At 39.2% G+C, this 24,573-nt stretch carries 21 protein-coding genes and 1 riboswitch; of the genes, 11 read left to right on the top strand and 10 right to left on the bottom strand.

The features are described from left to right. Window positions 1-19: 19 nt before the first annotated feature. Complete coding sequence (locus tag DV942_RS01190) at window positions 20-487, bottom strand: TlpA disulfide reductase family protein (protein WP_145854572.1); 468 nt, start codon at window positions 485-487, stop codon at window positions 20-22. 325 nt (window positions 488-812) lie between these two features. Between DV942_RS01190 and DV942_RS01195 the strand changes: the two genes are divergently transcribed. After that, window positions 813-2,117 carry an IS110 family RNA-guided transposase gene (locus tag DV942_RS01195; RefSeq protein WP_145854574.1) on the top strand — a complete coding sequence of 435 codons (1,305 nt, stop codon included), beginning with the start codon at window positions 813-815 and terminating at the stop codon, window positions 2,115-2,117. A 92-nt stretch (window positions 2,118-2,209) separates the two neighbouring features. On the opposite strand, the gene DV942_RS01200 is transcribed toward DV942_RS01195, so the two are convergent. Together DV942_RS01200 and mutS are read right to left on the bottom strand one after the other, a co-directional pair. After that, window positions 2,210-2,707, bottom strand: coding sequence for a C40 family peptidase (locus tag DV942_RS01200; RefSeq protein ID WP_145854576.1), 498 nt, complete (start codon window positions 2,705-2,707; stop codon window positions 2,210-2,212). A gap of 85 nt (window positions 2,708-2,792) precedes the next feature. Further along, window positions 2,793-5,372 (bottom strand): DNA mismatch repair protein MutS, encoded by a 2,580-nt coding sequence (gene mutS / locus DV942_RS01205; protein WP_186462389.1) that lies wholly within the window; start codon window positions 5,370-5,372, stop codon window positions 2,793-2,795. Window positions 5,373-6,338: 966 nt separating this feature from the next. Between mutS and DV942_RS01210 the strand changes: the two genes are divergently transcribed. Continuing rightward, window positions 6,339-6,653 (top strand): HPF/RaiA family ribosome-associated protein, encoded by a 315-nt coding sequence (locus DV942_RS01210; protein WP_090979404.1) that lies wholly within the window; start codon window positions 6,339-6,341, stop codon window positions 6,651-6,653. Window positions 6,654-6,749: 96 nt separating this feature from the next. Here the strand turns inward: DV942_RS01210 and DV942_RS01215 are convergent, their stop codons facing one another. The 4 genes from DV942_RS01215 to DV942_RS01230 all read right to left on the bottom strand — a co-directional run bounded on the left by DV942_RS01215 (window position 6,750) and on the right by DV942_RS01230 (window position 10,456). Beyond that, on the bottom strand, window positions 6,750-7,490 hold the full coding sequence (locus DV942_RS01215) for a menaquinone biosynthetic enzyme MqnA/MqnD family protein (protein WP_145854580.1): 741 nt from the start codon (window positions 7,488-7,490) through the stop codon (window positions 6,750-6,752). Window positions 7,491-7,618: 128 nt separating this feature from the next. Then, on the bottom strand, window positions 7,619-8,248 hold the full coding sequence (locus DV942_RS01220) for a histidine phosphatase family protein (RefSeq protein ID WP_145854583.1): 630 nt from the start codon (window positions 8,246-8,248) through the stop codon (window positions 7,619-7,621). Window positions 8,249-8,351: 103 nt separating this feature from the next. Further along, complete coding sequence (mqnE, locus tag DV942_RS01225; RefSeq protein ID WP_145854585.1) at window positions 8,352-9,545, bottom strand: aminofutalosine synthase MqnE; 1,194 nt, start codon at window positions 9,543-9,545, stop codon at window positions 8,352-8,354. 416 nt (window positions 9,546-9,961) lie between these two features. Further along, complete coding sequence (locus DV942_RS01230) at window positions 9,962-10,456, bottom strand: hypothetical protein (RefSeq protein ID WP_244278692.1); 495 nt, start codon at window positions 10,454-10,456, stop codon at window positions 9,962-9,964. Window positions 10,457-10,580: 124 nt separating this feature from the next. On the opposite strand from DV942_RS01230, the gene DV942_RS01235 reads away from it, so the two are divergent. Further along, complete coding sequence (locus tag DV942_RS01235; protein ID WP_145854588.1) at window positions 10,581-11,696, top strand: trans-sulfuration enzyme family protein; 1,116 nt, start codon at window positions 10,581-10,583, stop codon at window positions 11,694-11,696. Between the two features lie 49 nt (window positions 11,697-11,745). Here DV942_RS01235 and DV942_RS01240 read toward each other — a convergent pair whose 3' ends face one another. Further along, window positions 11,746-12,759 (bottom strand): hypothetical protein, encoded by a 1,014-nt coding sequence (locus DV942_RS01240; protein WP_145854590.1) that lies wholly within the window; start codon window positions 12,757-12,759, stop codon window positions 11,746-11,748. Window positions 12,760-12,972: 213 nt separating this feature from the next. Next, window positions 12,973-13,083: riboswitch (SAM riboswitch) on the top strand. Between the two features lie 262 nt (window positions 13,084-13,345). Here DV942_RS01240 and DV942_RS01245 point away from each other — a divergent pair. The 3 genes from DV942_RS01245 to DV942_RS01255 all read left to right on the top strand — a co-directional run bounded on the left by DV942_RS01245 (window position 13,346) and on the right by DV942_RS01255 (window position 17,144). Then, complete coding sequence (locus tag DV942_RS01245) at window positions 13,346-14,677, top strand: O-acetylhomoserine aminocarboxypropyltransferase/cysteine synthase family protein (RefSeq protein ID WP_145854592.1); 1,332 nt, start codon at window positions 13,346-13,348, stop codon at window positions 14,675-14,677. A 29-nt stretch (window positions 14,678-14,706) separates the two neighbouring features. Next, the gene (locus DV942_RS01250) at window positions 14,707-15,765 is read left to right on the top strand and encodes a homoserine O-acetyltransferase family protein (protein WP_145854595.1); all 1,059 of its coding nucleotides are present in this window, start codon (window positions 14,707-14,709) and stop codon (window positions 15,763-15,765) included. Between the two features lie 134 nt (window positions 15,766-15,899). Further along, entirely contained in the window at window positions 15,900-17,144 is a 1,245-nt protein-coding gene (locus DV942_RS01255; protein ID WP_145854597.1) for a homoserine dehydrogenase, read from the top strand. A gap of 438 nt (window positions 17,145-17,582) precedes the next feature. Here the strand turns inward: DV942_RS01255 and DV942_RS01260 are convergent, their stop codons facing one another. Then, entirely contained in the window at window positions 17,583-18,035 is a 453-nt protein-coding gene (locus DV942_RS01260; protein WP_145854599.1) for a hypothetical protein, read from the bottom strand. A 29-nt stretch (window positions 18,036-18,064) separates the two neighbouring features. Further along, the gene (locus DV942_RS01265) at window positions 18,065-18,835 is read right to left on the bottom strand and encodes a queuosine precursor transporter (RefSeq protein ID WP_145854601.1); all 771 of its coding nucleotides are present in this window, start codon (window positions 18,833-18,835) and stop codon (window positions 18,065-18,067) included. A 181-nt stretch (window positions 18,836-19,016) separates the two neighbouring features. On the opposite strand from DV942_RS01265, the gene DV942_RS01270 reads away from it, so the two are divergent. From DV942_RS01270 to DV942_RS01290, 5 genes are all read left to right on the top strand, one after another. Then, a complete protein-coding gene (locus DV942_RS01270) occupies window positions 19,017-20,243 on the top strand; it encodes a multidrug effflux MFS transporter (protein ID WP_145854603.1) in 1,227 nt (408 codons plus the stop codon). Between the two features lie 206 nt (window positions 20,244-20,449). Then, on the top strand, window positions 20,450-21,595 hold the full coding sequence (locus tag DV942_RS01275; RefSeq protein WP_145854606.1) for a methionine aminotransferase: 1,146 nt from the start codon (window positions 20,450-20,452) through the stop codon (window positions 21,593-21,595). A 19-nt stretch (window positions 21,596-21,614) separates the two neighbouring features. After that, window positions 21,615-22,418 carry a nitrilase family protein gene (locus DV942_RS01280; protein ID WP_186462390.1) on the top strand — a complete coding sequence of 268 codons (804 nt, stop codon included), beginning with the start codon at window positions 21,615-21,617 and terminating at the stop codon, window positions 22,416-22,418. Window positions 22,419-22,536: 118 nt separating this feature from the next. Then, complete coding sequence (locus tag DV942_RS01285) at window positions 22,537-23,571, top strand: N(4)-(beta-N-acetylglucosaminyl)-L-asparaginase (RefSeq protein ID WP_145854607.1); 1,035 nt, start codon at window positions 22,537-22,539, stop codon at window positions 23,569-23,571. Between the two features lie 133 nt (window positions 23,572-23,704). Then, window positions 23,705-24,487 carry a copper homeostasis protein CutC gene (locus DV942_RS01290; protein WP_145854609.1) on the top strand — a complete coding sequence of 261 codons (783 nt, stop codon included), beginning with the start codon at window positions 23,705-23,707 and terminating at the stop codon, window positions 24,485-24,487. Window positions 24,488-24,573: the final 86 nt, after the last annotated feature.

A 24,573-nucleotide genomic window follows, 5' to 3' on the forward strand; every position in this document is an offset into this window, starting at 1 on the left:
TTTTAACTTGAGGTGTGATTTATTTCAAGTTCAGCAAAGTATTTTTCAGTTCCGCTTCGGTAAATTCTTTTTCATAAAGTTGCCTTGATTTTTTATTTACAAACAGGGTAGCAGGAATAGCGCCCGACCATTTTTTGTCGATCCGTTCTGTATACTGTTGCTGACCAGGCTCATTTAAAAGATATACTTCCGCATTGATTTGATTACGCAGTACAAATGGAATAACTTCTTTTTGCAGTTTTGATTTGAAATCCAGGCTTACCAAAATTACTTTCACCGGTTTCTTTATATTAGCTAACCGTAGTTTCTCGAAATTCGGCAATTCGGCTACGCATGGCGAGCACCAGGTTGCCCAGAAATTGATGACGTAGGTGGTATCTTTTCCATTGGCAATGCGTTTATCCAGTTCATTTAGGGTGAGTAATTTTACTTGTGCATTAACCGAATAAGTAATTAGGGATAAGCAGAGTATGAGAAATAGGCGCATAAATGGATAATGAAAAGTTTAAAAAATGGTTTTACAAAGAGGTTGTCACCATGAACCTGTTTAAAGGGCTTATTATCATTTGTCATTCTGAGGGATAATTTATGATATAAAAATCAATATAAATGACGTTAACTTTATGTAGAGTTTAAGGGAGATAAGCAGCATAACAGTCGCCTTAATAGTGCATTAGCCTGTTCCTGAGCTTTGTTTTAGCGTATAATAGTAATCAATATTGGTGAGTCATTTGATATCCCGCATGGTAGTAATATCCTTATCTGAAATACGTTAAGCTTATCTTCTTATTTAAAAAGCTCTGTTATTTGAAATGAGTGTTTTAAACAAAATTTATCCCAATAGTGCAGGCATTGATATTGGGAGTGAAAAGGTTTATGTTTCTGTAGAAAACCAGACAGTAAGGAATTTCCGCACTTTTACTTCTTGTTATAGGGAATTGAGTGCCTATCTAAAAGAATGTTCAATAACCCATGTTGCTATGGAAGCTACGGGAGTTTATTGGATTACCCTTTATGATGTTTTAGAGTCTGATGGTTTTGAGGTTACGCTGGTAAACCCTGCTGACAGCAAGAACCTTCCGGGCAGAAAGACCGATGTTCAAGACTGTCAGTGGATTCAACAGCTCTTTAGCTACGGGCTACTGCGCAAAAGCTTTGTTCCTGAAGACATTGTAAGAAAACTGAGGGTTTATACCCGGATGCGGGAAGATAAGCTACAGATGGCCTCTTCCCACGTTCAGCATATGCAGAAAGCCCTAACCCTGATGAATATAAGGTTGCCAGAAGTGCTTTCACAAACCCATGGTGCCAGTGGAATGGCAATGATACAGGCTATCCTTGCAGGAGAACGGAAACCTGAAAAACTTTTGGCATGCTGTACCCCATCCTTAATCAAGAACAAGGGAACAGATATTTTGCTCGCTCTTGAAGGCAACTACAAAGAAGAATACCTTTTCGAACTTCAGCAGGCCTTCGATGGATATATGTTTTATATTGATCAGGTTTCCAAATGTGATATAGAAACAGGAAAAGTTCTTCAGGATTATAATAATTCTTCCAATAAAGATTACAAAGACAGGCATCCAGTCAAACCAATCCGCCATAACAAGCCAAATATTGATCAGCTACACCAATTATTATTAGGAATTCATGGAGCAAACCCGACCACCTTACCAGGTTTAACAGATTACAGTTTAATGAGGCTTACGGCTGAACTTGGTAACAATATTAAACAGTGGCCTTCAATAAAAAACTTTGTTTCCTGGTTGGGACTGGCTCCAGGTAAGCATCAGTCAGGAAAGATGAATAAAAGAAGTAAGAAAAAACCTGCAACCAGAGCGGGACAAATATTTAAACAGGCAGCCCAATCTATATTGTTAAGCAAACAGCCAGGGCTGGGAGCATTTGCCAGAAGACTTAAAGCAAAAAAAGGTTCTGGCATAGCTATAAAAGCTACGGCAAGAAAATTAGCAGAACTTTATTATAGAATATTTGATAAAGGGATGAATTATGTTGAACAGGGAGTAAAGAGATATCAAGAAAAGTTAAAAGAACAACAGATAATTTTCCTCCAAAAAAAAGCAGGTGAACTTAATTTGCAAGTTGTTGAAAATTAAACCATTATACAAATACGTCAATGGTAGCAAAGCGAAGAATCTTCCTTTTAATAGAACATTCTTCATTGCATTCAGAATGACAAGTATAGCTATCAATTAACCGATCCGGATTTAACCAAAACCTTTTGATAAGCCGGTAATGTTAAATCATCTACAATTACCCCTCGTGTGGTACTGGCATGTACAAAAAAACCATTATTGAGGTAAACGCCCACATGGTCTACATCGTTTCCACCAAAAGAGAAAAACACAAGATCGCCCTCTTTCAGGTTATCAATATCTTTCCTTCTGACCACATTGGCCTGCTCGCGGGAAATACGTGGTAGTGTAACCCCAAATATTTCTTTCTCCAATAAGAATGCAAAACCGGAACAATCAATCCCATTCTTATCTAATCCGCCAAAACGGTACTTCACTCCAGTCCAATCGGTAATAAAACGATAAAGCGATTTGCTTTTTAAATTAGCCATCGCATCAGCCGCCTGTGCTGCTTTCGTATCACTTTTAACCGTGTATTTTCTTGTTCCGCAGGATGTTATAATGATGGAGAGCATTAAAATTAAAGAATAACAATATTTAGTCTTTATCATATTTTTTAATTCTTTTGATCACACAATCAGACAGACAGCTATCATACCAATCCTACCAACATCTATGTTCACGTTTTTCTTGTCGTTAATTTTTTATTAACCGTTGTATTTCGTCTAATTTTAACAGTGCCTCAACAGGAGTTAACCCATTTACATCTAAATTATTTAAAGTATCGCGTATTTTTACCAAAATCGGATCATCAATGGCAAACATCTGTAACTGGTAAGCCTGGTTTTGTACTTTTTTAATGCTGTCTTTTATGCTTTGTCCTTCTGTACGGTCTATTTCTAATTTTTTAAGAATCTCATTCGCACGGCCTATTAATTTTGTCGGCATACCGGCCATTTTTGCCACGTGTATACCAAAGCTATGTTCACTACCACCAGGTATAAGTTTTCTTAGGAAAATTACCTTATTGCTCATCTCTTTTACCGATACATTAAAGTTTTTAATTCGGGGCATGGTATTGGCCAGTTCGTTTAGCTCATGGTAGTGCGTAGCAAATAAGGTTTTAGGTCGGGCCGTTGGATGCTGATGCAGGAACTCAGCAATGGCCCATGCAATCGAAATACCATCATATGTACTTGTTCCGCGACCAATTTCATCAAGCAGGATCAAACTATCATCAGAGATATTGTTCAGAATACTTGCCGTCTCGTTCATTTCTACCATAAACGTACTTTCTCCTGAAGAGATGTTATCAGATGCTCCTACACGGGTAAAAATCTTATCCACAATGCCTACTTCTGCATCTTTTGCCGGCACAAAGGACCCCATCTGTGCCATTAATACAATTAATGCTGTTTGCCTTAAAATGGCTGATTTACCCGCCATGTTAGGACCGGTAATCATGATGATCTGCTGACTTTCGGTATCAAGATATACATCGTTGGTAATGTATTCTGTACCAACAGGCAATTGTTTTTCAATTACCGGATGGCGGCCACCTTTAATATCGAGCACTTTGTTTTGGGCAACCTTTGGTTTGTTATAATGGTTTTTAGCTGCCAGTTGAGCAAAACACAGCAAACAATCAAGCTGTGCGATGAGATATGAATCAAGCTGGATGGGTTTGATGTAACTCGCCGTTTCGTACATCAGTTCGTTATACAAACGGATTTCGATGGCCTGTATCTTTTCTTCGGCACCTAAAATCTGATCTTCATACTCCTTCAGCTCGGGCGTAATGTACCGTTCCGCATTTACCAAGGTCTGCTTACGGATCCAGCCATCGGGTACCTTATCTTTATGGGTATGGGTAACTTCTAAATAATAACCAAATACATTATTGAAGGCGATTTTCAAAGATGGAATACCTGTTGCTTCTGCTTCCCGCTTCTGAATCTGAACCAGGTAATCTTTCCCGCCAAAAGCAATTTTGCGCAAACGGTCTAAATCTTCGTCAACCCCGTCGGCAATTACATTTCCTTTAATCAGCAATGCTGGTGGTTCGGCCTGTAATTCCTTTTCTATTCGTTCCCGGATGGCTAAACATGGATTTAACTGATCTGCTATTTTAATCAGGAAAGGATTTTTAGAATCTGCAGCAAGTTTTTTAACGGCTTCAATGTGGTAAAGTGCACGTTTTAAAGCCACCAATTCCCTCGGGCCAACCCGTTGTAAACCAACTTTGGAAATTAAACGTTCTAAATCGCCTATCTGTTTAATGTGCGATAGAAATTCTTCCTGTAATGTTTCGTTTGCCACAAAATATTCTACCATGCCCAAGCGTTCCTGAATGGGTTTCAGCTCTTTTAATGGCATAATAATCCACTTCTGTAACAAACGTGCGCCCATTGGGGTACAGGTATGATCCAGAATATCAAAAAGAGTGACTGCATTATCGTTAGGCGAATTCACCAATTCCAGGTTTCGGATGGTAAAACGGTCGAGCCACATGTAACGGTCTTCCTCAATGCGGCTAATGGACGTAATGTGCTGCAGGTTGCGGTGTTCAGTTTCACCTAAATAATGTAAAATAACACCAGCAGCAACAATTCCGCTTTGTAAACGATCGATACCGAAACCTTTTAATGACGAAACTTCAAAATGTTTCATCAGGGTTTCGTTTCCAAAATCTGTGGTAAATGGCCATTCGTCTAAGCCAAAGGTGTAAAAACGGTCGCCAAAGTTTTCGGTAAAGGCTTGTCGCTTTGATTTTTGAAAGATCACTTCTGTAGGCTTAAAACCCTGCAGAAGTTTATCGATATAATCGCTATTGCCTTGCGCAATTAAAAATTCGCCTGTAGATATATCTAAAAATGAAACACCCAATTGTGTTTTATCGAAAAAAACGCAGGCCAGGAAATTGTTCGATTTCTGGTTTACAATATTGTCGCCGTAAGCTACGCCTGGCGTAACCAGCTCTGTTACACCTCGTTTTACAATGGTTTTTGTTGTTTTAGGATCTTCAAGCTGATCGCAAATAGCAACGCGCTGCCCCGCCCTGACGAGTTTCGATAAATAATTATCTAAAGAATGGTGCGGAAAACCGGCCAGTTCTAACGCACCACCATTGGGTCCGGTACCTCGTCTGGTTAATACGATGCCTAAAATCTGTGCCGTTTTAATGGCATCTTCGCCAAAGGTTTCATAAAAATCGCCAACCCTAAATAGTAAAAGTGCACCCGGGTACTTCGCTTTTATCGCGTTGTACTGCTGCATTAACGGGGTTTCTTTATTCGTGTCTTTAGCCAAAACTGAAATGAATTTACAAAAGCCATAAAGATAACACGAATAAGCATTTTACAGCTGTTTTGTTGAAAAGTTGAAAGATTGTTTAAAAGCCAGGGTTGATCAGTTAGCTTTAACCTCATCATCGTTTTCTTCCATCAACAGTTAACTATCATTTGAAAACCAAGGGTTCTGTACATTTGGGGTAACACAGTCCTGCTTTCCGCTTGTAGGCCCTCTTTTCAATCGGGAGCTACCGCTTCAATCAGATTTAGTCACAATGGTCTGTTTTAACCCAAGTGCATAATAATTTTCTTTTATCAACAGTTAATCAATTTATATGATTAAACAATTGCCATTATTTGGAAATGGAGGTTTCTGTGCATTTGGGATAGTGTAGTCCTGTTATCCGCCTTCCTTCGCTGCGCTCGTGTTCGCTACTACCAGGTTTTGGTACAATGGTCGGTTTTAACCCGGTTATACAATAATTAGGCAGTTACACAATTAACCAATTTATACGATTAAACAACTGCCATTATTTTGAAATGGAGGTTTCTGTGCATTTGGGATAGTGTAGTCCTGTTATCCGCTTTACTTCGCTGCGCTCGTGTTCGCTCCTACCAGGTTTAGGTACAATGGTCTGTTTTAACCCGGTTATACAATAAATTAGGCACTTACACAGTTAACCAATTTATACGATTAACAATTGCCATTATTTGGAAATGAAAGGTTCTGTGCATTTCGGAGCATGTAGTCCTGTTATCCGCTTTACTTCGTTGCACTCCGTGCCCGCTTCTACCAGGTTTAGGTACAATGGTCTGTACTAACCCAATTGTATAATAGATCTGGTACCTATGACACAATTAACCAATTCATACAATTAATCAGTTAACCCACAGAAACAATTACCCTGGTCATGTGTTAACTTAATATAAATTTTAACCTAATTTTTTAATTATGACGATCCAACTGAACACCGACAAAAATTTAACCATACATCAGGAATACGAAGAAAAAATCAATACCCAGTTAAATGAAGGCCTGAGCAGGTTTAGCGATCTGATTACGCGTTTAGAAGTTCATCTTTCTGACGAGAACGGTAGTAAAGATGGTCTGGATGATAAAAGATGTTTGCTAGAGGCCAGAATAACCGGAAAAGATCCAATTGCAGTAACTAACCTAGGTAATACGTACGATTTAGCCATCACAGGCGCCTTAACAAAACTAAAAAGTGCTTTAGAAAAAGTGGCAGGAAAAATGAAAGCACATTAATAGGTATAATGTCATCCTGAGCCTGTCGAAGGACTTCTAAACGTATTTTATGAAGCGTTTCGACAGGCTCAACGTGACAATCATTATTGTAGTTTTTTATAATTTAACTTTTTCTAATTCTTCTATATATTCCAAAAACAGATCCAAAGCTTTCTTTCTGTCTTCTGTAACATCAAATTGCAATTTGTGATACAGGTAATCTTCCAGATCGAAATTTGGCGATTCAGATAATTCCGCCAAAACTTCCTTTCTATGATCTAAACCAAACTTTAAAGCTGCATTAAATTCAGCTTTAAAATCTTCTGAAATCTCTTTATTGGCTACCCAAGCTGCATACATAAAAGGTAAGCCAGTAAGTTTTTTCCATTCCTCGCCCATATCATAAGCGTAGGCAAAATCATCTTTTTTACCAAAAGTCCTGTCGCCAATCAAAACAAAAGCATCTGTTTTTGCGTCACGATCGGTAGTAAATTCTACCTCCTTTTTCCAATGAAATTTTAGCAATACTTTGGCTAAGTTATTTGAGGTACGCGAGTGGGCATCCAGCCTTAGCGTTTTAATGTCATTTGCCGGAACTTCACTAAAAATAAATACAGAATTTACGCCGCCATCACTGCCTATACAATAATCGGCCACAATATTGGCATTTGGAACCAAAGGAATAGCTGCGACAGGCATCAGACCAATATCTGCCTGACCATTAATCACTTTTGCTGCGCAATCTGAAGGGATATCTAAACTTAAATCAATCTTATTAATGATTTCCGAATGTGTTAATCCGTATATAAAAGCTTTTGTATTGGTGTAGGCAACCGCCGATATTTTAATCTTATTCAAGGTGTTATGTTTTGCGCTTCGCGTTTGGCGTTAAGCAAATTATTTAATTACTAAACAATCTTATGTTGGTTTGTGTTCTCAGAACGATTAACGCACTTCGTTTCATGAAAGATACGAACCGGGGCCGTTTATTCTCCGATTACTAAACCGTCTAAATGTACTGCGCTGTTAAATTCGAGCACGGTAAATTTTCCATCCTCAAAACCCATTTTGTACAACACGGTATTCTGATGTGGGAATTCAGTCATTTCGCTCAATGGTTTTCCTAAGAGTAAGCACAAGAAAACACGCATCGCCCGGCCATGCATACAAAGCAATACTGTTTTTTCCTCTGGTCGGGTCATTAAAACCTCCATGGGTTGTTTTAAACGTTCGTAAACATCCTGAACGCTTTCTCCACCTTCAAAATGCGCGGTATAATCACCATTTTCCCAGCTTTGTAACATCTCACGAAAAGCCTCGCGTGCCTCTTCGGTATTGGGTTTTCCTTCCCAGATACCCCATGCCAGCTCATCTAATCCCGAAAGTTTTTCCCACGGTAATTTAGCATCGATAAACTTCTGCACCGTTTGCCAGGTTCGTTTGAGATCGGATGTATAAATTTTATCAAAAGGAACATTCTTGTATTTTTGATAAAAAGCTTCAGCTTGCGCCCTTCCCAAATCATTTAGATCAGAATTTATACCCCTGCCCTGTACTATGCCTTGTCTGTTAAGTTCTGTTTCGCCGTGACGTATGATGTATATTTCTTTAACCATTAAATGGGATTTTTTGGATTATAAGATTGCAGGATTAACATTTTTTATTTATTATTTTTTTGACTTTGCGAAAAGACCTTAAAATCCTATCATCATAACAATCTTAATTCACTACCGGTAATTTATAATATTGCGGTTTCTTTTCTTCCTCAAAAACAACATTTTCGAAATCGGTAACTACATTGTATAGTGTATCGCGTTCTATTGCTTTCCGGCCCACTTGTTTAATCAGATTAACCAGCTCTTTAGTGCTCATCGCCGGATTTTGCTCTTCGGCTCCAGCCATTGAGTAAATTTTAGTCGTATCATCCAAAGTACCGTCAATGTCATCAACGCCATAATTTAGGGATAACTGTGCCGTTTCGCGACTGATCATGGCCCAGTAAGCTTTAATATGATCAAAATTATCTAGATAGATGCGGGCAATTGCATAATTTCTCAAATCTTCAATTACCGAAGATTCAGGCACATTGCTCATCTGGTTATGCTGATTTCTGAATTTTAAAGGAATAAAGGTTTGGAAACCGCCAGTACGATCCTGCAGTTGACGTAGTTTTTCCAAATGGTCAACCCGGTGCCAGTATTTCTCAATATGTCCATAAAGCATGGTTGCGTTACTCCGCATACCTAATTTGTGCCATTCTTCATGGATATCCAGCCATTGCTGACCGGTACATTTGTCTTTGGCAATCTGTTCCCTTATTTCGGGATGAAAAATTTCTGCTCCTCCGCCCGGTATAGATTCCAAGCCGGCTTCTTTCATCAAACGCATACCCGTTGCATAATCAATTTTAGCCTTCTTGAAGATATAATGGTACTCTACAGGTGTTAATGCTTTAACATGTAAATCCGGACGGTGTTGTTTAATAGCGGTGAACAAAGCCGAATAAAAGGCCACATCATATTGCGGAAGTACCCCTCCTACAATGTGTACCTCTGTTACCGGTTCGCCATCATATTTTTTAACAATATCGAGCATTTGCTCCATCGTTAACGCCCAGCCTTCCTCTTTTTGCTTGATTAAACGGGAATAAGAACAAAATTTGCAGTCGTAAACGCAAAGGTTGGTAGGTTCCAGATGGAAGTTCCGGTTAAAATAGGTTTTATCGCCATGTTTCCGTTCGCGGATAAAGTTGGCCAATACGCCAAGATAACCCAATTCTGCATGTTCGTATAAGTACACACCTTCGTCGAAGGTAATCCGCTCTTTATGAAGAACTTTATGCGCGATGTTTTGTAGTTCAGTTGATAAATTGGTATCAGCTAATATTTTTTCAACTTGCTCAGTTGTATTCATTCCTGATTTATTTTGAACAAAAATACGATAATGAGCCGATTTGAAAATCATTTTCTTGTAACAAACCGTGATTTTTAGATATTGTACCTGATTATTAAACACAGTTGAACACTGATCAACACGATATTGATTGCTTTTTATCGTAAACTTAGCTATAGGCGTTAACATTAGCCACCGAAATGTAGAAGTCACGAAGAAATAACTATCAAGCTCGGGGATAAATCCATGTTTCAACACTTGACGGTAGTTTATGTAAGATAAAACCTGAATCTAAGTTCAATGCTAACAAGCTGCTACAAATGATTCTAAGAAACTTCGGGCAAATCCGTGTCTCCGTGGCAACCCTAAAAGACAGTAAACAAAAAAAGCACCTCTTTTCAGAAGTGCTTTAAGGGTATGTTTTTCGACGTTAAATATTATCTGGCTGCAGGTACAAAAGTTAGAATAATGTTTGCAGTTCTGCCACCAAATTCAATTGGTGATTTTAATACCATTTGTGTGCTTGAAAGTTCAGTTAATACCAAACGATAACCTTCAGTTACATTTTTTGCTTTGTCACCCTCGTATATTTTTTTAAACTGGAAAGTTTGATCCTTAGGGGCAGCCGACCAGAAAATAGTCTGCATTACAGCACCACAGGTACTTGATGCAGGTAAGGTATAAGATCCATTACCACTATTGGTTAAATTCCATGTACTTCCCTCAAAACATTTATAAGATTTCTCTCCAAATAAGCCCTGAACAGCACCATCAGGCAAACCTTCCAAAGCTACATTACTCACTACCCATTCGCGAACAACTGTACCTCTGCTACCCGTTACACCTGCAGTTACTCTTTTTGCAGTATTACAACTTTGTAACATTACTAAGGTAGAACATGCAATTGAGATAGCTATAAATAATCTTTTCATTTTCTATGTAATTTAAATTTTGTCAAACTTGTTACATAAATCTTGCCAAAACCGTTACTAACCTTAAATTAGCGCTAAAATATTAAACCCCATACCCATATTACATCGTCCAAAATCAATCATCATGAAACCAGAAACCCTTGCTATTCACGCCGCTAATCTTGTAAAAATCAATACAGGTGATGTTACGCCGCCTATTAATTTATCTACCACATTTTTTCGTGACGAAGATGGTGGCTATCCTGGCGGACACATGTATAGCAGGGTAAGCAATCCAAACCGGTCTGCTTTAGAAAACACTGTAGCTAAACTGGAATATGGCGAAGATGCAGCAGCATTTTCCTCGGGTAATACCTGCGGTTTGGCATTGTTTCAGGCTTTGAAACCAGGCAGTCATATTATTGCACCGGACGATATGTATTGGGGCATTAAAAAACAATTGCTGACGATTTTTAACAATAGCCTGGAATTTGATTTTATTGACCAGACCGATTTGTCGCTAATAGAATCAAACATTAAGCCCAATACAAAACTAATTTGGATCGAAACACCATCCAATCCACTGTTGAAGGTTACCGATATAGAAGAGATTGCTAAAATAGCCAATGCTAAAAATATCACCATGGTCTGCGATAGTACATTTGCTTCCCCTATTTTACAAAATCCAATTTTATTAGGAGCAGATATTGTCATGCACAGCAGCACGAAATACCTTGGTGGCCATAGCGATGTGCTTGGAGGAATTTTGGTGACAGCAAAGAAAGATGAGTTGTGGGAGAAAATCAAAAACATACAGCAAACCGGTGGTGCCGTTCCATCACCCTTCGATTGCTTTTTATTAAGCAGAAGCATAAAAACCCTGGCCTACCGCATAAAAGGTCATTGTGAAAACGGGAAGATTATTGCTCACTATTTAAATAAACATCCAAATGTAGAAACCGTTTTTTATCCCGGACTGGAAGACCATCCGCAACATGGTATTGCAAAAAAACAGATGAAAGATTTTGGCGGCATGATGTCGTTCCTGGTTAAAGGTGGTGTTGAAGCCGCTCATAAAGTGGCGAATAAGGTCCGGTTATTTGCACAGGCGACCAGTTTAGGTGGCGTGGAGAGTTTAATCGAACATCGCTACTCGGTAGAGGGGCCGGATAGCAAAACGCCTAAAAATCTGCTCCGTATTTCCGTTGGACTGGAACATGCAGATGATCTTATTGCCGATTTGGAGCAGGCGTTAGGCTAAAGTTTTCTACGGTCCTATAAGATTTTTGAAGCCTTATAGGACTAAAAATCTATTTCGGATTACAAGCCGTGGTCAGTTTCAAAGAATAGTTTGCCTCCAGTGGCTCATTTGTTTGTGCCAAACGTTGTGAACCCGTATTCGCAGGACAAGCAATATCTCCTGCAGCATCATAAACCAATTTGTTCCCATTTGCCATCAATTCCTTTGGCACATATACCTGTACTTTGGTAACTGAATAACCTGAAGGAAAATAACGTATGTAATAACCATCAGGATGTTTGGTCCAGATGCCGCTTGGCACATCGCTTCTTGGTGGGGCCATACCCGCCAAAATCGCATATTTTTCCATATCAGCATAAGTGTAATTTCCGGAAGCTACCAGCTGTCTGATATTGTTTTCTGCCTCAAAAACTGCCTTTACACCCGCTGGCAACTGGTCTTTAGCCTTTTCCATTACATCAAAAGGTAACACACCCAGGGCGCCTCCCTCCAATTGTGTAATCTGACTCGGGGTTAATAATTTTACAGCGGTTAATTTTACCTGTCCGTTAAAATCAGCAAATTTTGTTCTGGCAATAATGGTCCACAGCAGCGCCTGGATGTCATGTTGATCCACCTCAGGATGTTTTTCTGCGCTTTTCAATATCGCAACCACTATTCCTTCCTTAGGACCCAGTACAGGAGCGAACATATAACCATCGCCTTTTGACGGCGCAAATGTTCCCGCCTTTAAACAATAACTTTTGTTGGTCATCTCATAAAGCCCCTCGCAAAGCACAAATCCGCCCTCTGGATTTTTAGGTAGTAAATACAATGGTTGTGCCTTTAAATTTAACGAAGTAATAAAGTCGGGCATTTTTTCACCTTCCCTGTTTACATCTTCAAAACTGGTGGTTATTGCAGCGGGCTGTTTCAGAAACCTGTCTACCCCTAAGGCTTTGGCACCCTGGGCGGTTCCGATTTTTAATAATTTATCTTTCAAACCTCCAAACTGGGCATTGGTAGTGCTGACAAACATCACCGTGAATAGTAGGCCTAAACTTAAAATGCTTGTGTTTTTCATGATAATCATATTTAGATAGGTAGCGCAAACTTAGCATATTCAGCGCTAATTTCACATCGAAAGTTCGATTTTAGCATTGTAACATAAAATTAAGTAACTAGTTATCAGTTATTTATTTTAAAATCAAAATTTTATTTTGTGTATTAAAAATTAATCCTGACATTTGAAATATTATTTGGCGGAAAGCTAAATAAAAGTCAATCTTCATAGGTTGATTTATAAAGAAGTGGCGAGAGACTGGCTCGATGACCCACTGGCAACCCTCAGAAAGAGAAGGTGCCAATTCCTGACCAGATAACATGGTGTTATTTGGTGATATAAATTATAACTGATGAAAACATTAAATCTTCGATCGCTAAGCGAATCCAATGCAGACCTTAAAAAGGTAAAACAAGTTGCTATTTCTGTTACTTGCAGTTATATGCTTGCTATGGCTTGTATGCGCTGTTGCATACAGTAATTTAAAAATCTTCCTTTTTTGTTTCCCTCAAACTGGAAGGTCCCGGATAACCGGGATACGCCCTTTTAAGCTTTAGGACTACCCTAAGTTAGTTATCTTATCAATTCATAAATTAAAACAGAAATTATGTCAACATCATATAAATTTGAAACTTTACAATTACACGCTGGTCAGGAAATAGATCCAACAACAGGTTCAAGAGCCGTACCCATTTACCAAACGACGTCTTACGGGTTCAATAGTGCTGAACACGGTGCCAATTTATTTGCTCTAAAGGAGTTTGGTAATATCTACACCAGGATCATGAATCCAACCAACGATGTTTTTGAAAAACGTATTGCCGCTTTGGAAGGTGGCGTTGCTGCTCTGGCCGTTGCCTCAGGACAAGCTGCACAATTCATCGCTTTAAATAATATACTGGAGGCTGGTGATGGTATTGTTTCTTCTTCTCACATTTATGGCGGAACATATAACCAGTTTAAAGTGGCTTTTAAACGTTTAGGTATCCATGTAGATTTTGCCAATCCGGATGTGCCTGAGGAATTTGAAGCTAAAATTACCGATAAAACCAAAGCCATCTATCTGGAAACCATCGGTAATCCAGCCTTTAGTGTACCTGATTTTGAGAAGATTGCCGCTATTGCCAAAAAATATGACCTCCCGTTGGTGGTTGATAATACTTTTGGTGCAGGAGGTTATTTATTTAAGCCATTAGAACATGGAGCAAACATTGTGGTAGAATCTGCAACGAAATGGATCGGTGGTCATGGAACAAGCATTGGCGGCGTAATTGTCGACGGCGGAAACTATAACTGGGGTAACGGGAAATTCCCTCAGTTCTCCGAGCCTTCAGCAGGTTACCATGGTTTGGTTTTTAGTGATGTTTTTGGCATTGGCGGGCCGTTCGGTAATATTCAGTTTATCATTCGTGCCCGTGTAGAAGGATTAAGAGATCTTGGGCCTGCCCTATCGCCTTTTAATTCTTTTCTTTTGTTGCAAGGAATGGAAACGCTATCGCTCCGCGTACAACGCCATGTTGATAATGCCCTTGAACTGGCCACCTGGTTAGAAAACCATCCGCTGGTTAAAGAAGTACAATATCCCGGATTAGCAAGTAGCAAATACAACAATCTTGCGAAGAAATATTTAAGCAATGGTTTTGGGGCCGTACTGTCTTTTGAACTAAATGGAAGCAAGGAAAATGCCACGCAGGTTATTGATCATTTGAAACTGGTTTCGCACCTAGCCAACGTGGGCGATGCCAAAACGCTGATCATACAGCCATCGGCCACCACACACCAGCAATTGAGTGAAGAAGAACAACTGGCCGCGGGCGTAAAACCAAACGCCTTAAGGGTCTCAGTTGGTATTGAGCATATCGATGATATTAAAGCTGATTTCGAACAGGCATTTGCAGCCATTAACGCACAAGTTTCTACCGAGAGTTTATTAGCTTAAGCACATTTACCTTCCGATACAACAAAACAATGAGTACAGCATCAATATATAATCATCCTAGACAGTTTAAATTAGAAAACGGAAAAAAAATCCGTAACCTGCAGGTTGCTTATCAAACTTATGGGAAACTAAATGCGGCTAAAGATAACGTTATCTGGGTTTGCCATGCACTTACTGCCAATGCAGATGTTTTTGAATGGTGGGAAGGTTTGTTCGGGCAAAATGCTTTGTTCAATCCTGCGGAACACTATATTGTGTGCGCCAATGTTTTAGGGTCTCATTATGGCAGCACTAGCCCCTTGAGTACAAATCCGGTAACAGGCCTGCCATATTACCTGTCTTTTCCACAGTTTACCATTCGCGATTTGGTATCAGCACACCAGTTATTGGCTTCGCATTTAGGCGTAGACTATATCAAGTTGTTAATAGGTGGTTCTTTGGGCGGACAACAAGCAGTTGAATGGAGTATTTCAGACCCGAATAAAATTGAAAACCTGATTTTAATTGCCACTAATGCAGCACATTCTCCCTGGGGTATCGCTTTTAATGAAAGCCAGCGTTTGGCCATTACTACCGATAGAACTTTTTACGCTAACCAACCAAACGGTGGTAGCAAAGGTTTAAAAACTGCCCGTAGCATTGCGCTTTTAAGCTATAGAACCTACGATGCTTATGGCAGTACACAGGTAGAAAGTGTTAACGATAAAACTGACCACTTCAGGTCGTCTTCTTATCAGAATTATCAGGGCGAAAAACTGATCAACCGCTTTAATGCTTACAGTTATTATTATTTAACTAAAGCAATGGACAGCCATAATGTTGGTCGTAACCGCAAAAGTATTGGCGATGCCTTAAAATTAATTAAGGCGAACACCCTGGTCATCGGAATAGAAAATGATGTTTTGTTCCCGCTTTCGGAGCAAAAATACCTGGCCGACCATATTGCCGGGGCAGAATTTATTGCCTTACACTCAGATTACGGACATGATGGTTTTTTAATCGAAACCAATGTATTGACCAATGTAATCGGAAACTTTATGAAAGAAAGCCGTAACAAGAAAATAATCAAACTACAGCATACGGCTTAGAAAGGTAGAGGGTTGAGGGTATAAAGGTAGAAGGTAAGAAAACTGGATACCGGAATAAAATTTAAAAAAAAATACAAAAATAAGAACAGTTATATCGGTGTAACCGACCTATCTGTGTAATCATAAAAACAATAATGAGTAAGAATTTAAAAATCGGTTTATTTGGTTTCGGTGTAGTAGGACAAGGTTTATTGGATATTATCCAAAGCCAGAACTTAAACCTTGAGATCATTAAAATTGCGATAAAAGATCCGAGGAAGAAGCGTACCCTTAATAAAGATCTGTTTACTACTGATCGTAACGAGATACTGAATAATACGGAAATCAATACCATTGTAGAATTGATCAATGATGCCGATGCAGCCTATGAGATTGTAACGGCCGCATTAAAAAACGGTAAAAATGTAGTTTCTGCCAATAAAAAAATGATTGCCATACACTTAAAAGAGCTGGTTGATTTACAACAAAAGCACGGCACTTCACTATTGTATGAAGGTGCAGTTTGTGGCAGTATTCCGATTATCAGGAATTTAGAAGAGTATTACGATAATGAATTGTTTCATGCTTTGAGCGGAATTTTTAATGGCTCATCTAATTATATCCTTTCCAAGATATTCAATGAGAACCAAAGTTACGATTCGGCATTAAAAGAAGCACAGGATTTAGGTTTTGCGGAAACTGATCCGATCTTAGACGTGGGCGGCTACGATCCAAAATACAAACTCGCGATTGCTACAGCGCATGCTTACGGTTTATTTGTTAATCCTGATGCTATTTTAAATATTGGTATACAGAATTTATCCAACAATGATATTAAATATGCCCGCGAAAAAAACTTTAAGATTAAATTAGTTCCTACGGCGCGTAAAGTAAACACAAAAGATGTTGTGACTTATGTACTACCTAAACTCGTAGCTAAAGATGATTTTCTCTACAATGTAGAAAACGAATACAATGCAGTTGCTGTTCAGGCGGCTTTTGCGGATAAACAATTTTTCTACGGTAAAGGTGCGGGCGGCCACCCTACTGGTGCTGCCGTGCTTTCTGATATTGCTGCCTTAAGGTACGACTACCGTTATGAATACAAAAAATATCATTCGGAAAACGGCGTAAAACATACAGAAGAGATTCTTTTGGAAATTTATTTACGTTATGCAGATGAAGACCTGATTACGCTGTTGGAGTTTGATAACATTAGCGAGCGTTATGCGGCCAGCAGTTACAAATATGTGGTAGGTACGCTTAAGCTGGAAAGTTTGATTAGAAACCGTGATTTGCTTTTAGATCAATCTGTTTTTGTGGCCTATACGGGTAGACAGATTTATAAACAGGAGCAATTGAGCGAAAATGTTTTTGCTGCTGAACTGGCCAGCCTCTAACTTATTTTTTAAGGTTAATTTTTTTATTTGTTTTGTTGTTAAGTACAAAGGTCGGAGCGAGTCCGGCCTTTTGCATTATTTAAAATTATCCAAAATACGCTGCCGGTCTTCGTTTTCCTTATCATTTTTATGGTAAAGTTCAATAAAAACGATCTTTTTTTCTTCTACGAAATAAGCATAAATTAATCTTAAACCTGAGTTTACTCCACGGCCTTTAAAAGATTTACAGGCCTTCTTTTTTACTTCTTTTTGCTAAATCTTCTTGGGAAAGATCTTTTTCGAACGAAGGATAGCTATTCTTTCCCCGATTTCTTTTTTTATATGTCATATGCCATAGTTCAACGATACAGCATGTTTCATAATAAAACAATAAGGTGATTGATTTTAAAACAAAAACACAATACTTCGCTTTGATTTGGAACTGCTAATTGCAAATAGCTATTGTTTTATTCTTAAGTATTTTTCGATTATCACCCGATCTACCCCTGCTGCTTCGACCTTTTCAACTCCTTTTTGGATCAGGGTATCTTGATGAATGTCTAGTTTGAAGTTAAACTTTTTGCCTTCCCAGTCTTTATTTTTGTAGTACTCAAGATGTTCAGTATAATCACTGCCCTTCAAAACAAAAGTCCCTCCCCCTGCATCAAAGTTAGCAGTATCTTTCGGATCAAGGCTATGCCTTAGAAAGGCAAAATGGCTTTTGTTAAATAACTTGATCATTTTTAGTTTTCCGTAATAATCAGTCGTTTCGCTTTTTCCTTTATCAATAGTTGTGGCTGAAACCAGTTGCCAGGTGCCTTGAATATCAAGAACTGAATCTTTTTTGTTTCCATCTTTGCGCTTACAAGCAAATAAGGAGAAAAGGAAAAGTAATATTAAGGTATATTTCATTAATCAAATGGTTTAGGTAATTAACAAATTTATCCTCTCCCGGCCATCTTAATCAGTTTGTGGGCTAGATCTTTCCCTAAATAACGATCGATAACCGTGTGTACAATATACAATATGGGCGTCATCAAGATAGCGACAACAAATTTATAGGTATAGTTAACCAAACCAATTGCAGCGACCATTTTCCAGCTATAATGGTATTGTGGATTTAAATAAAATGCAATAAAAATGACCACAAAACTATCGATCAGTTGAGAAACCAATGTGGAGCCGGTTGCACGCAGCCATAAGGCACGTTCACCTGTAATTTTTTTAATTCGGTGGAAAATGAGCACGTCTGCCATCTGTCCGATAATAAAAGCCGTAATGGAACCTGCAATAATCCACATGCCTTGCCCAAAAATCCCCGCAAAGGCATTATTCATATTAAGGTCTTCTCCATTGATGTTCTGATGTACCCAAAAATCTGCGGCACTTAAGTGCATTGATCCCCAAACCACCAGAAAAGCAAACGCAATTAAAATTGACGTAAGGATAGATAAGAACCGAACCTGTTTAACACCAAAATATTCGTTGATAATATCTGTCATAATGAAAATAATGGGCCAGGTTAATACCCCTGCCGACATCACAAAAGACAAGTTTGGAACACCCAGCAAATTGATATTGAACTTTTTAAAGCCCAGTGTTTCCTCAACGCTGAATAGTTTAACCCCAATAAATTCTGATAATATAGCATTCGCTACAAAAAAGCTACCCAGAACAAGTAGCAAACGGCTTTCTTTTGTCTTAAAAGTCATAGGCAATAAATCTAAAAATAATCTGGCAAATTATCGAAGAGATTGGTTCATTTTAATAATTCGTATTTAATAACCCATCTGCCTTTTGATTGCGGCTCACAATTTTACAATCGTTCAACCTGTGGATTAGGTTAACAAAATTAATCTCCCAATCTTTGCGCCTCGGAAAATAATCAGATCAATGGCTAAAAAACAACACTTTTTATTAATCCTTATTTTAGGCTCGCTGGCTGCCCTCGGTCCTTTCTCTATTGATATGTACCTACCTGGTTTTGTTGATATTGCAAAGGATTTAAAAAGTACAGAATCTACCGTAGCACTTTCTTTATCCAGTTTTTTTATTGGGATTTCAGCTGGTCAGTTATTGTATGGCCCGCTTTTAGATAAATTCGGCAGGAAAAAACCGCTATACTTTGGTTTGGCGCTTTATATTTTTTCTTCTTTTTTATGTTTAGCTGTAACTGATGTAAACCAATTGATTGTGCTGCGTTTTGTACAGGCCATCGGAAGCTGTGCTACCGCTGTAGCCTCGGTTGCAATGGTTAGGGATCTGTTTTCGGTAGATGAAAGCCCAAAAGTATTTGCTTCACTGATGTTGGTAATTGCCGTTTCGCCTATGCTGGCTCCAACTGCAGGTGGATACCTGATCTCCGCGTTAGGCTGGAAATATGTGTTTGTATTCTTAGGGTTAATGGCCATCTTCATGCTACTGGCCTCCGTTTTCAAACTACCGGAGAGTTATACGCCAGATCCCAACTATTCTTTAAAACCTAAACCCATTTTAAGCAATTTCCTTACGGTTTTAAAAGAACCACAGTTTTATACCTATGCGTTAATTAGTTCAATCACCTTTTCAGGTTTATTTGCTTATGTATCTTCATCGCCTACCGTATTTATGAAGATATATGAAGTAAGTAAAACCGGTTACGGCTGGATTTTCGCCTTGCTGTCGGTAGCGTTTATCGGTTCGAGTCAGGTAAATAGTCTGATATTAAAATGGTTTACCAGCAAAAAAATAGTCGCTTATGCACTTATTGCTCAATGTATCGTCAGTTTAGTATTTTTGATCTTTGCCTTAAATAACTGGCTGGACTTATACACTACCATTGGTTTTATCGCCTTATTTTTAGCCTGCCTGGGATTAATTAATCCTAATGCAGCTGCTTTATCGCTCGCTCCGTTTTCTAAAAATGCAGGCAGTGCATCGGCCTTAATGGGCGCTTTGCAGATGGGATTGGGTGCCCTGGCTTCAGTAATGGTAAGCTTGTTTAGCGAACATTCGGTGGTGCCGATGCCATTGGTTATGACAGCTGCTGCCTTTACAGCTTTAGGCTGTTTACTAATTGGCAGAAGGTTTATTACTTCTGAAGTGGAAGCCTCTTCAGATGCTGCCACAGTAGCGCACTAATCTTTTCCTGTAAATTTCATAGCTATAATTACTCCATGGTTTGGATTAAAACTTGCCAAAACAAGTATTTAGTTTCTAGATAGTTTATATACAAGCGCGTGATGATTTTCAATGAAATCCGTATGCAATAATTGCAACAACCTATCAAGGGCTTTTGACATGGGCTTTCAAGTGTTAAACTTTTTTTTTCTATTTTCGCTTATAAGATGCTTCATATACAATCTAAACTTCCCGGCGTAAACACCACCATTTTTTCGGTGATGAGTAAAATTGCGGCTGAATATAATGCCATTAATCTTTCTCAGGGCTTCCCTGATTATGCATGTGATCCAAAACTAATTGAATTGGTCAATAAAGCCATGAAAGATGGTTTCAATCAATATGCGCCCATGCCTGGTTCTATTTTTTTAAAAGAAACCATTGCAGAGAAAGTTGAAAAGCTATATAACATCAGGTATAATCCTGATACAGAAATTACCGTCACCGCAGGTGGAACACAGGCCATTTTTACTGCACTGGCATCCATTATTAATGCTGGTGATGAAGTGATTATTTTTGAGCCGGCTTACGATAGTTATGCACCTACTGTGAAACTGCTTGGAGGACTGGTAAAAACTTATGAACTGGCCCCGCCTGATTATGGCATTGACTGGGATATGGTTAAGAAGTTATTTACGGTAAAAACCAGAATGATCATCTTAAATAGCCCGCAAAATCCTACGGGCAGCATTCTATCGTCAGACGATATGAAATCGCTTATAAAACTCGTGAGCGGTACCGATATTGTGATTTTAAGCGATGAAGTTTACGAGCACCTCATTTATGACGGGCAAACACACCAGAGTGTAATGTCTTATCCCGAATTGAGGCAAAGAAGCTTTGTTGTGGCCTCTTTCGGTAAGCTTTTACATGCTACAGGGTGGAAACTGGGTTATTGCCTTGCGCCAGAGGATTTGACCAAAGAATTTAGGAAGGTACACCAATTTAATGTTTTCAGCGTTAATAGTCCCATGCAGCAGGCCATAGCCGAATACATTAAAGAACCCAAAAATTACACCGAAATTGGTAGTTTTTTTCAATTGAAGAGGGATTATTTTAGAAATCTCCTGGCTGAAAGCCGCTTTAAACTTCTGCCTTGTAATGGTTCGTATTTTCAATGTGCAAGTTATAGCAGTATCAGTGATGAAAAAGATACCGATTTTAGCATCAGGTTGGTGAAAGAGTTTGGAGTGGCAACCATTCCAGTTTCTGCATTCTACCAAAAGGCAACTGACCATAAAATTATCAGGTTCTGCTTTGCCAAAGAAAATGATACTCTCGCAAAGGCAGCCGAGAAATTAAAAAACGTTTAACCAGACCAACCGATATACCATGGAAGCACCTGTTTATACCCAAATAGAAAATCTGAAAGTAACTGTTTTTCAGGCTTATCTTTTCTGGGAGAACATTGATAAAAATCTTCTCAATCTGGCACTTCGACTGTCAATGGGTGTGAGGGAGAAAACCGATATCATTATTTTACCCGAAATGTTCAATACCGGTTTTAGTATGAATTCTGAAGCGTTAGCCGAAGAAATGGGTGGAAAAACAATGCAATGGATGCAGAAAATGGCACATCAGTACAATTGTGTGGTTACAGGTAGCCTGATTATAAAAGAAAACAACCAATATTTCAACCGCCTGATTTGGATGGAGCCAGATGGCAGACACCAGCATTACGATAAACGCCATCTGTTTGGCATGGGCAATGAAGACCAGCACTTTAGTCCTGGTAAGGACAAACTCATTGTTGAGCTCAAAGGCTGGAGGATCAGACTGGCGATATGTTATGATTTACGCTTTCCGGTTTGGCTGCGTAATGTAGACGAAGAATATGATATTTTGCTCCTGGTAGCCAGCTGGCCTGATAAACGATCGGCACACTGGAAAGCCCTGATCCCCGCCAGAGCTATTGAAAACCAAAGTTATGTAATTGCCGTAAACCGTGTCGGTCATGATGGAAACCAGATTTACCACAGCGGATTATCAATGTGTCTGGATCCATACGGCAACACCGTTTATTATAAACCCGAAGACGAAGATTTATATACTTTCAGTATCAATTACGAAGAGCTGGTTAAAATCAGGAGGCAGTTTCCGTTTTTAAAAGATGCCGATCGATTTACCATTGAATAGAGCTAATCAATGATCGAACCACTATCTTTACACCATAGTAAAACGATTAATCTTGTTTTCGTAATTTTCAAACAACCCCAACCAATATTTCAATTAAACCGTTAACCAAACTACACCAATGTTTAACCGCCGTAAATTTATAAAGGCATCTGCCCTATCAGCCGGACTGATGGCTATAGATCAAAGTAGTATTGTCCAGGCTTTTCCAAAAAAATCATCAAAAGCAGGAAATATTCCGATCGTAATTTCTACCTGGGATTTTGGTATTGCAGCAAATGCTGATGCCTGGAAAGTTTTATCGTCTGGTGGTCGGGCTTTAGATGCTGTAGAACAGGGCGTTTGGGTGCCGGAAGCCGATGAGAAAAATCAATCGGTAGGTTATGGCGGTTTGCCCGACCGCGACGGACACGTTACGCTGGATGCCTGCATTATGGATGAATTGGGAAATTGTGGGGCTGTTTTAGCATTGGAACACATTAAACACCCCATATCGGTAGCGCGTAAAGTGATGGAAAAAACACCACATGTGATGTTAGCCGGCGATGGTGCTTTGCAATTTGCATTGGAGCAAGGTTTTAAAAAAGAAAACCTGCTTACCCCGGCCAGCGAGAAAGCATGGAAAGAATGGCTAAAAACAGCGAAGTATGCCCCGGTAATGAATATTGAAAATAAACTTTACGAGAAAGCCGCTCCGCAAAAATTACCAGGTAACCAATATAACCACGATACCATTGGGATGTTGGCTATTGATGCGAAAGGTAATATTTCTGGTGCCTGTACCACCAGTGGCATGGCTTATAAATTACATGGTAGGATTGGCGATAGTCCGATTATTGGCGCTGGCCTTTATGTAGACAATGAGGTTGGCGGTGCAACCTCAACCGGTGTGGGCGAAGAAGTGGTACGGAATGTAGGTTCCTTCCTGGTGGTAGAGCTGATGCGTCAGGGTTATACTCCGGAAGCAGCCTGTAAGGAGGCGGTGATGCGCATTATCAAAAAGAAGCCCGAAACAGCCAAAAATATTCAGGTTGGGTTTCTAGCCATCAATAAAAAAGGCGAATATGGCGCTTATGCCATCCAACAAGGTTTTAGTTATGCGGTCTGCAATGCGGAAAAACAGGATCTTTTAATCAAAGGCAAAAGTTATTATTAAGCTGAGTTCAAATATTTATCTGATTTTAATTTTTAATGGAGACTCGATTTGCAGTATCCTTACTTTTAAATAGACCATGAAATAAACTTCCGGGTGACGATAAGAAAAGAACCGTTTCCAGAATCCAAATACAATGAATAAAGAAGTAATTCCTTGCTTAGAGGTATGTGCCAATTCTTACCGATCGGCATTGGCTGCCCAAAATGGTGGTGCAAAAAGAGTTGAATTTTGTGATAACCTGGCAGAAGGTGGCACTACCCCAAGTTATGGTCAGCTGGCACTAGCCAAGAAAAATCTATCTATCGAAATCTGGCCGATTATCCGTCCCCGCGGAGGAGATTTTTTGTATTCACAAATGGAATTCGAAATCATGAAAGCAGATATAAAAATCTGTAAATCATTAAATTGTGATGGTGTGGTTATCGGAATACTTAATTCAGATGGTACAATCGATAAAGAACGTTGCGCTGAACTCATTCAGTTAGCCGAACCTATGGGGGTAGCTTTCCACCGGGCATTTGATATGAGTAACGATATGGACCAGGCGCTGGAGGATCTGATCTCACTCCAGATAAAAAGGGTGCTTACCTCCGGAGGTGCTTCTTCAGCAATACTGGGCGCGGAAAAAATAGCGCAGTTGGTAAAAAGGGCAAACGGGCAGATTACCATTATGCCTGGTGCGGGAATCAATGAAAACAATATCAAAACCCTTATTGACCAAACCGGAGCCACACAATTCCACGCCTCTGCCAAGGCATTTGTTTCCAGTAAAATGGAATTCAGAAACGCAGAAACCAAAATGGGCAGTATTGAAGACGAATATCGCTATGAACTCACTTCAGAAAACAAAGTGAAAGCGTTAGTTGACGTTATTAACAACGCGTTTAATTTAAAAGAAAACATACCTGGCAAATAGAATATCTCAATCATAGTGATCTCTACATCAGACATCGCTTCATCGTTCATCATACTATAACGGGAAATGTTATTGCATGGAAATTC

The sequence above is a fragment of the Pedobacter suwonensis genome (assembly GCF_007833675.1).
GTDB lineage: Bacteria > Bacteroidota > Bacteroidia > Sphingobacteriales > Sphingobacteriaceae > Pedobacter > Pedobacter suwonensis.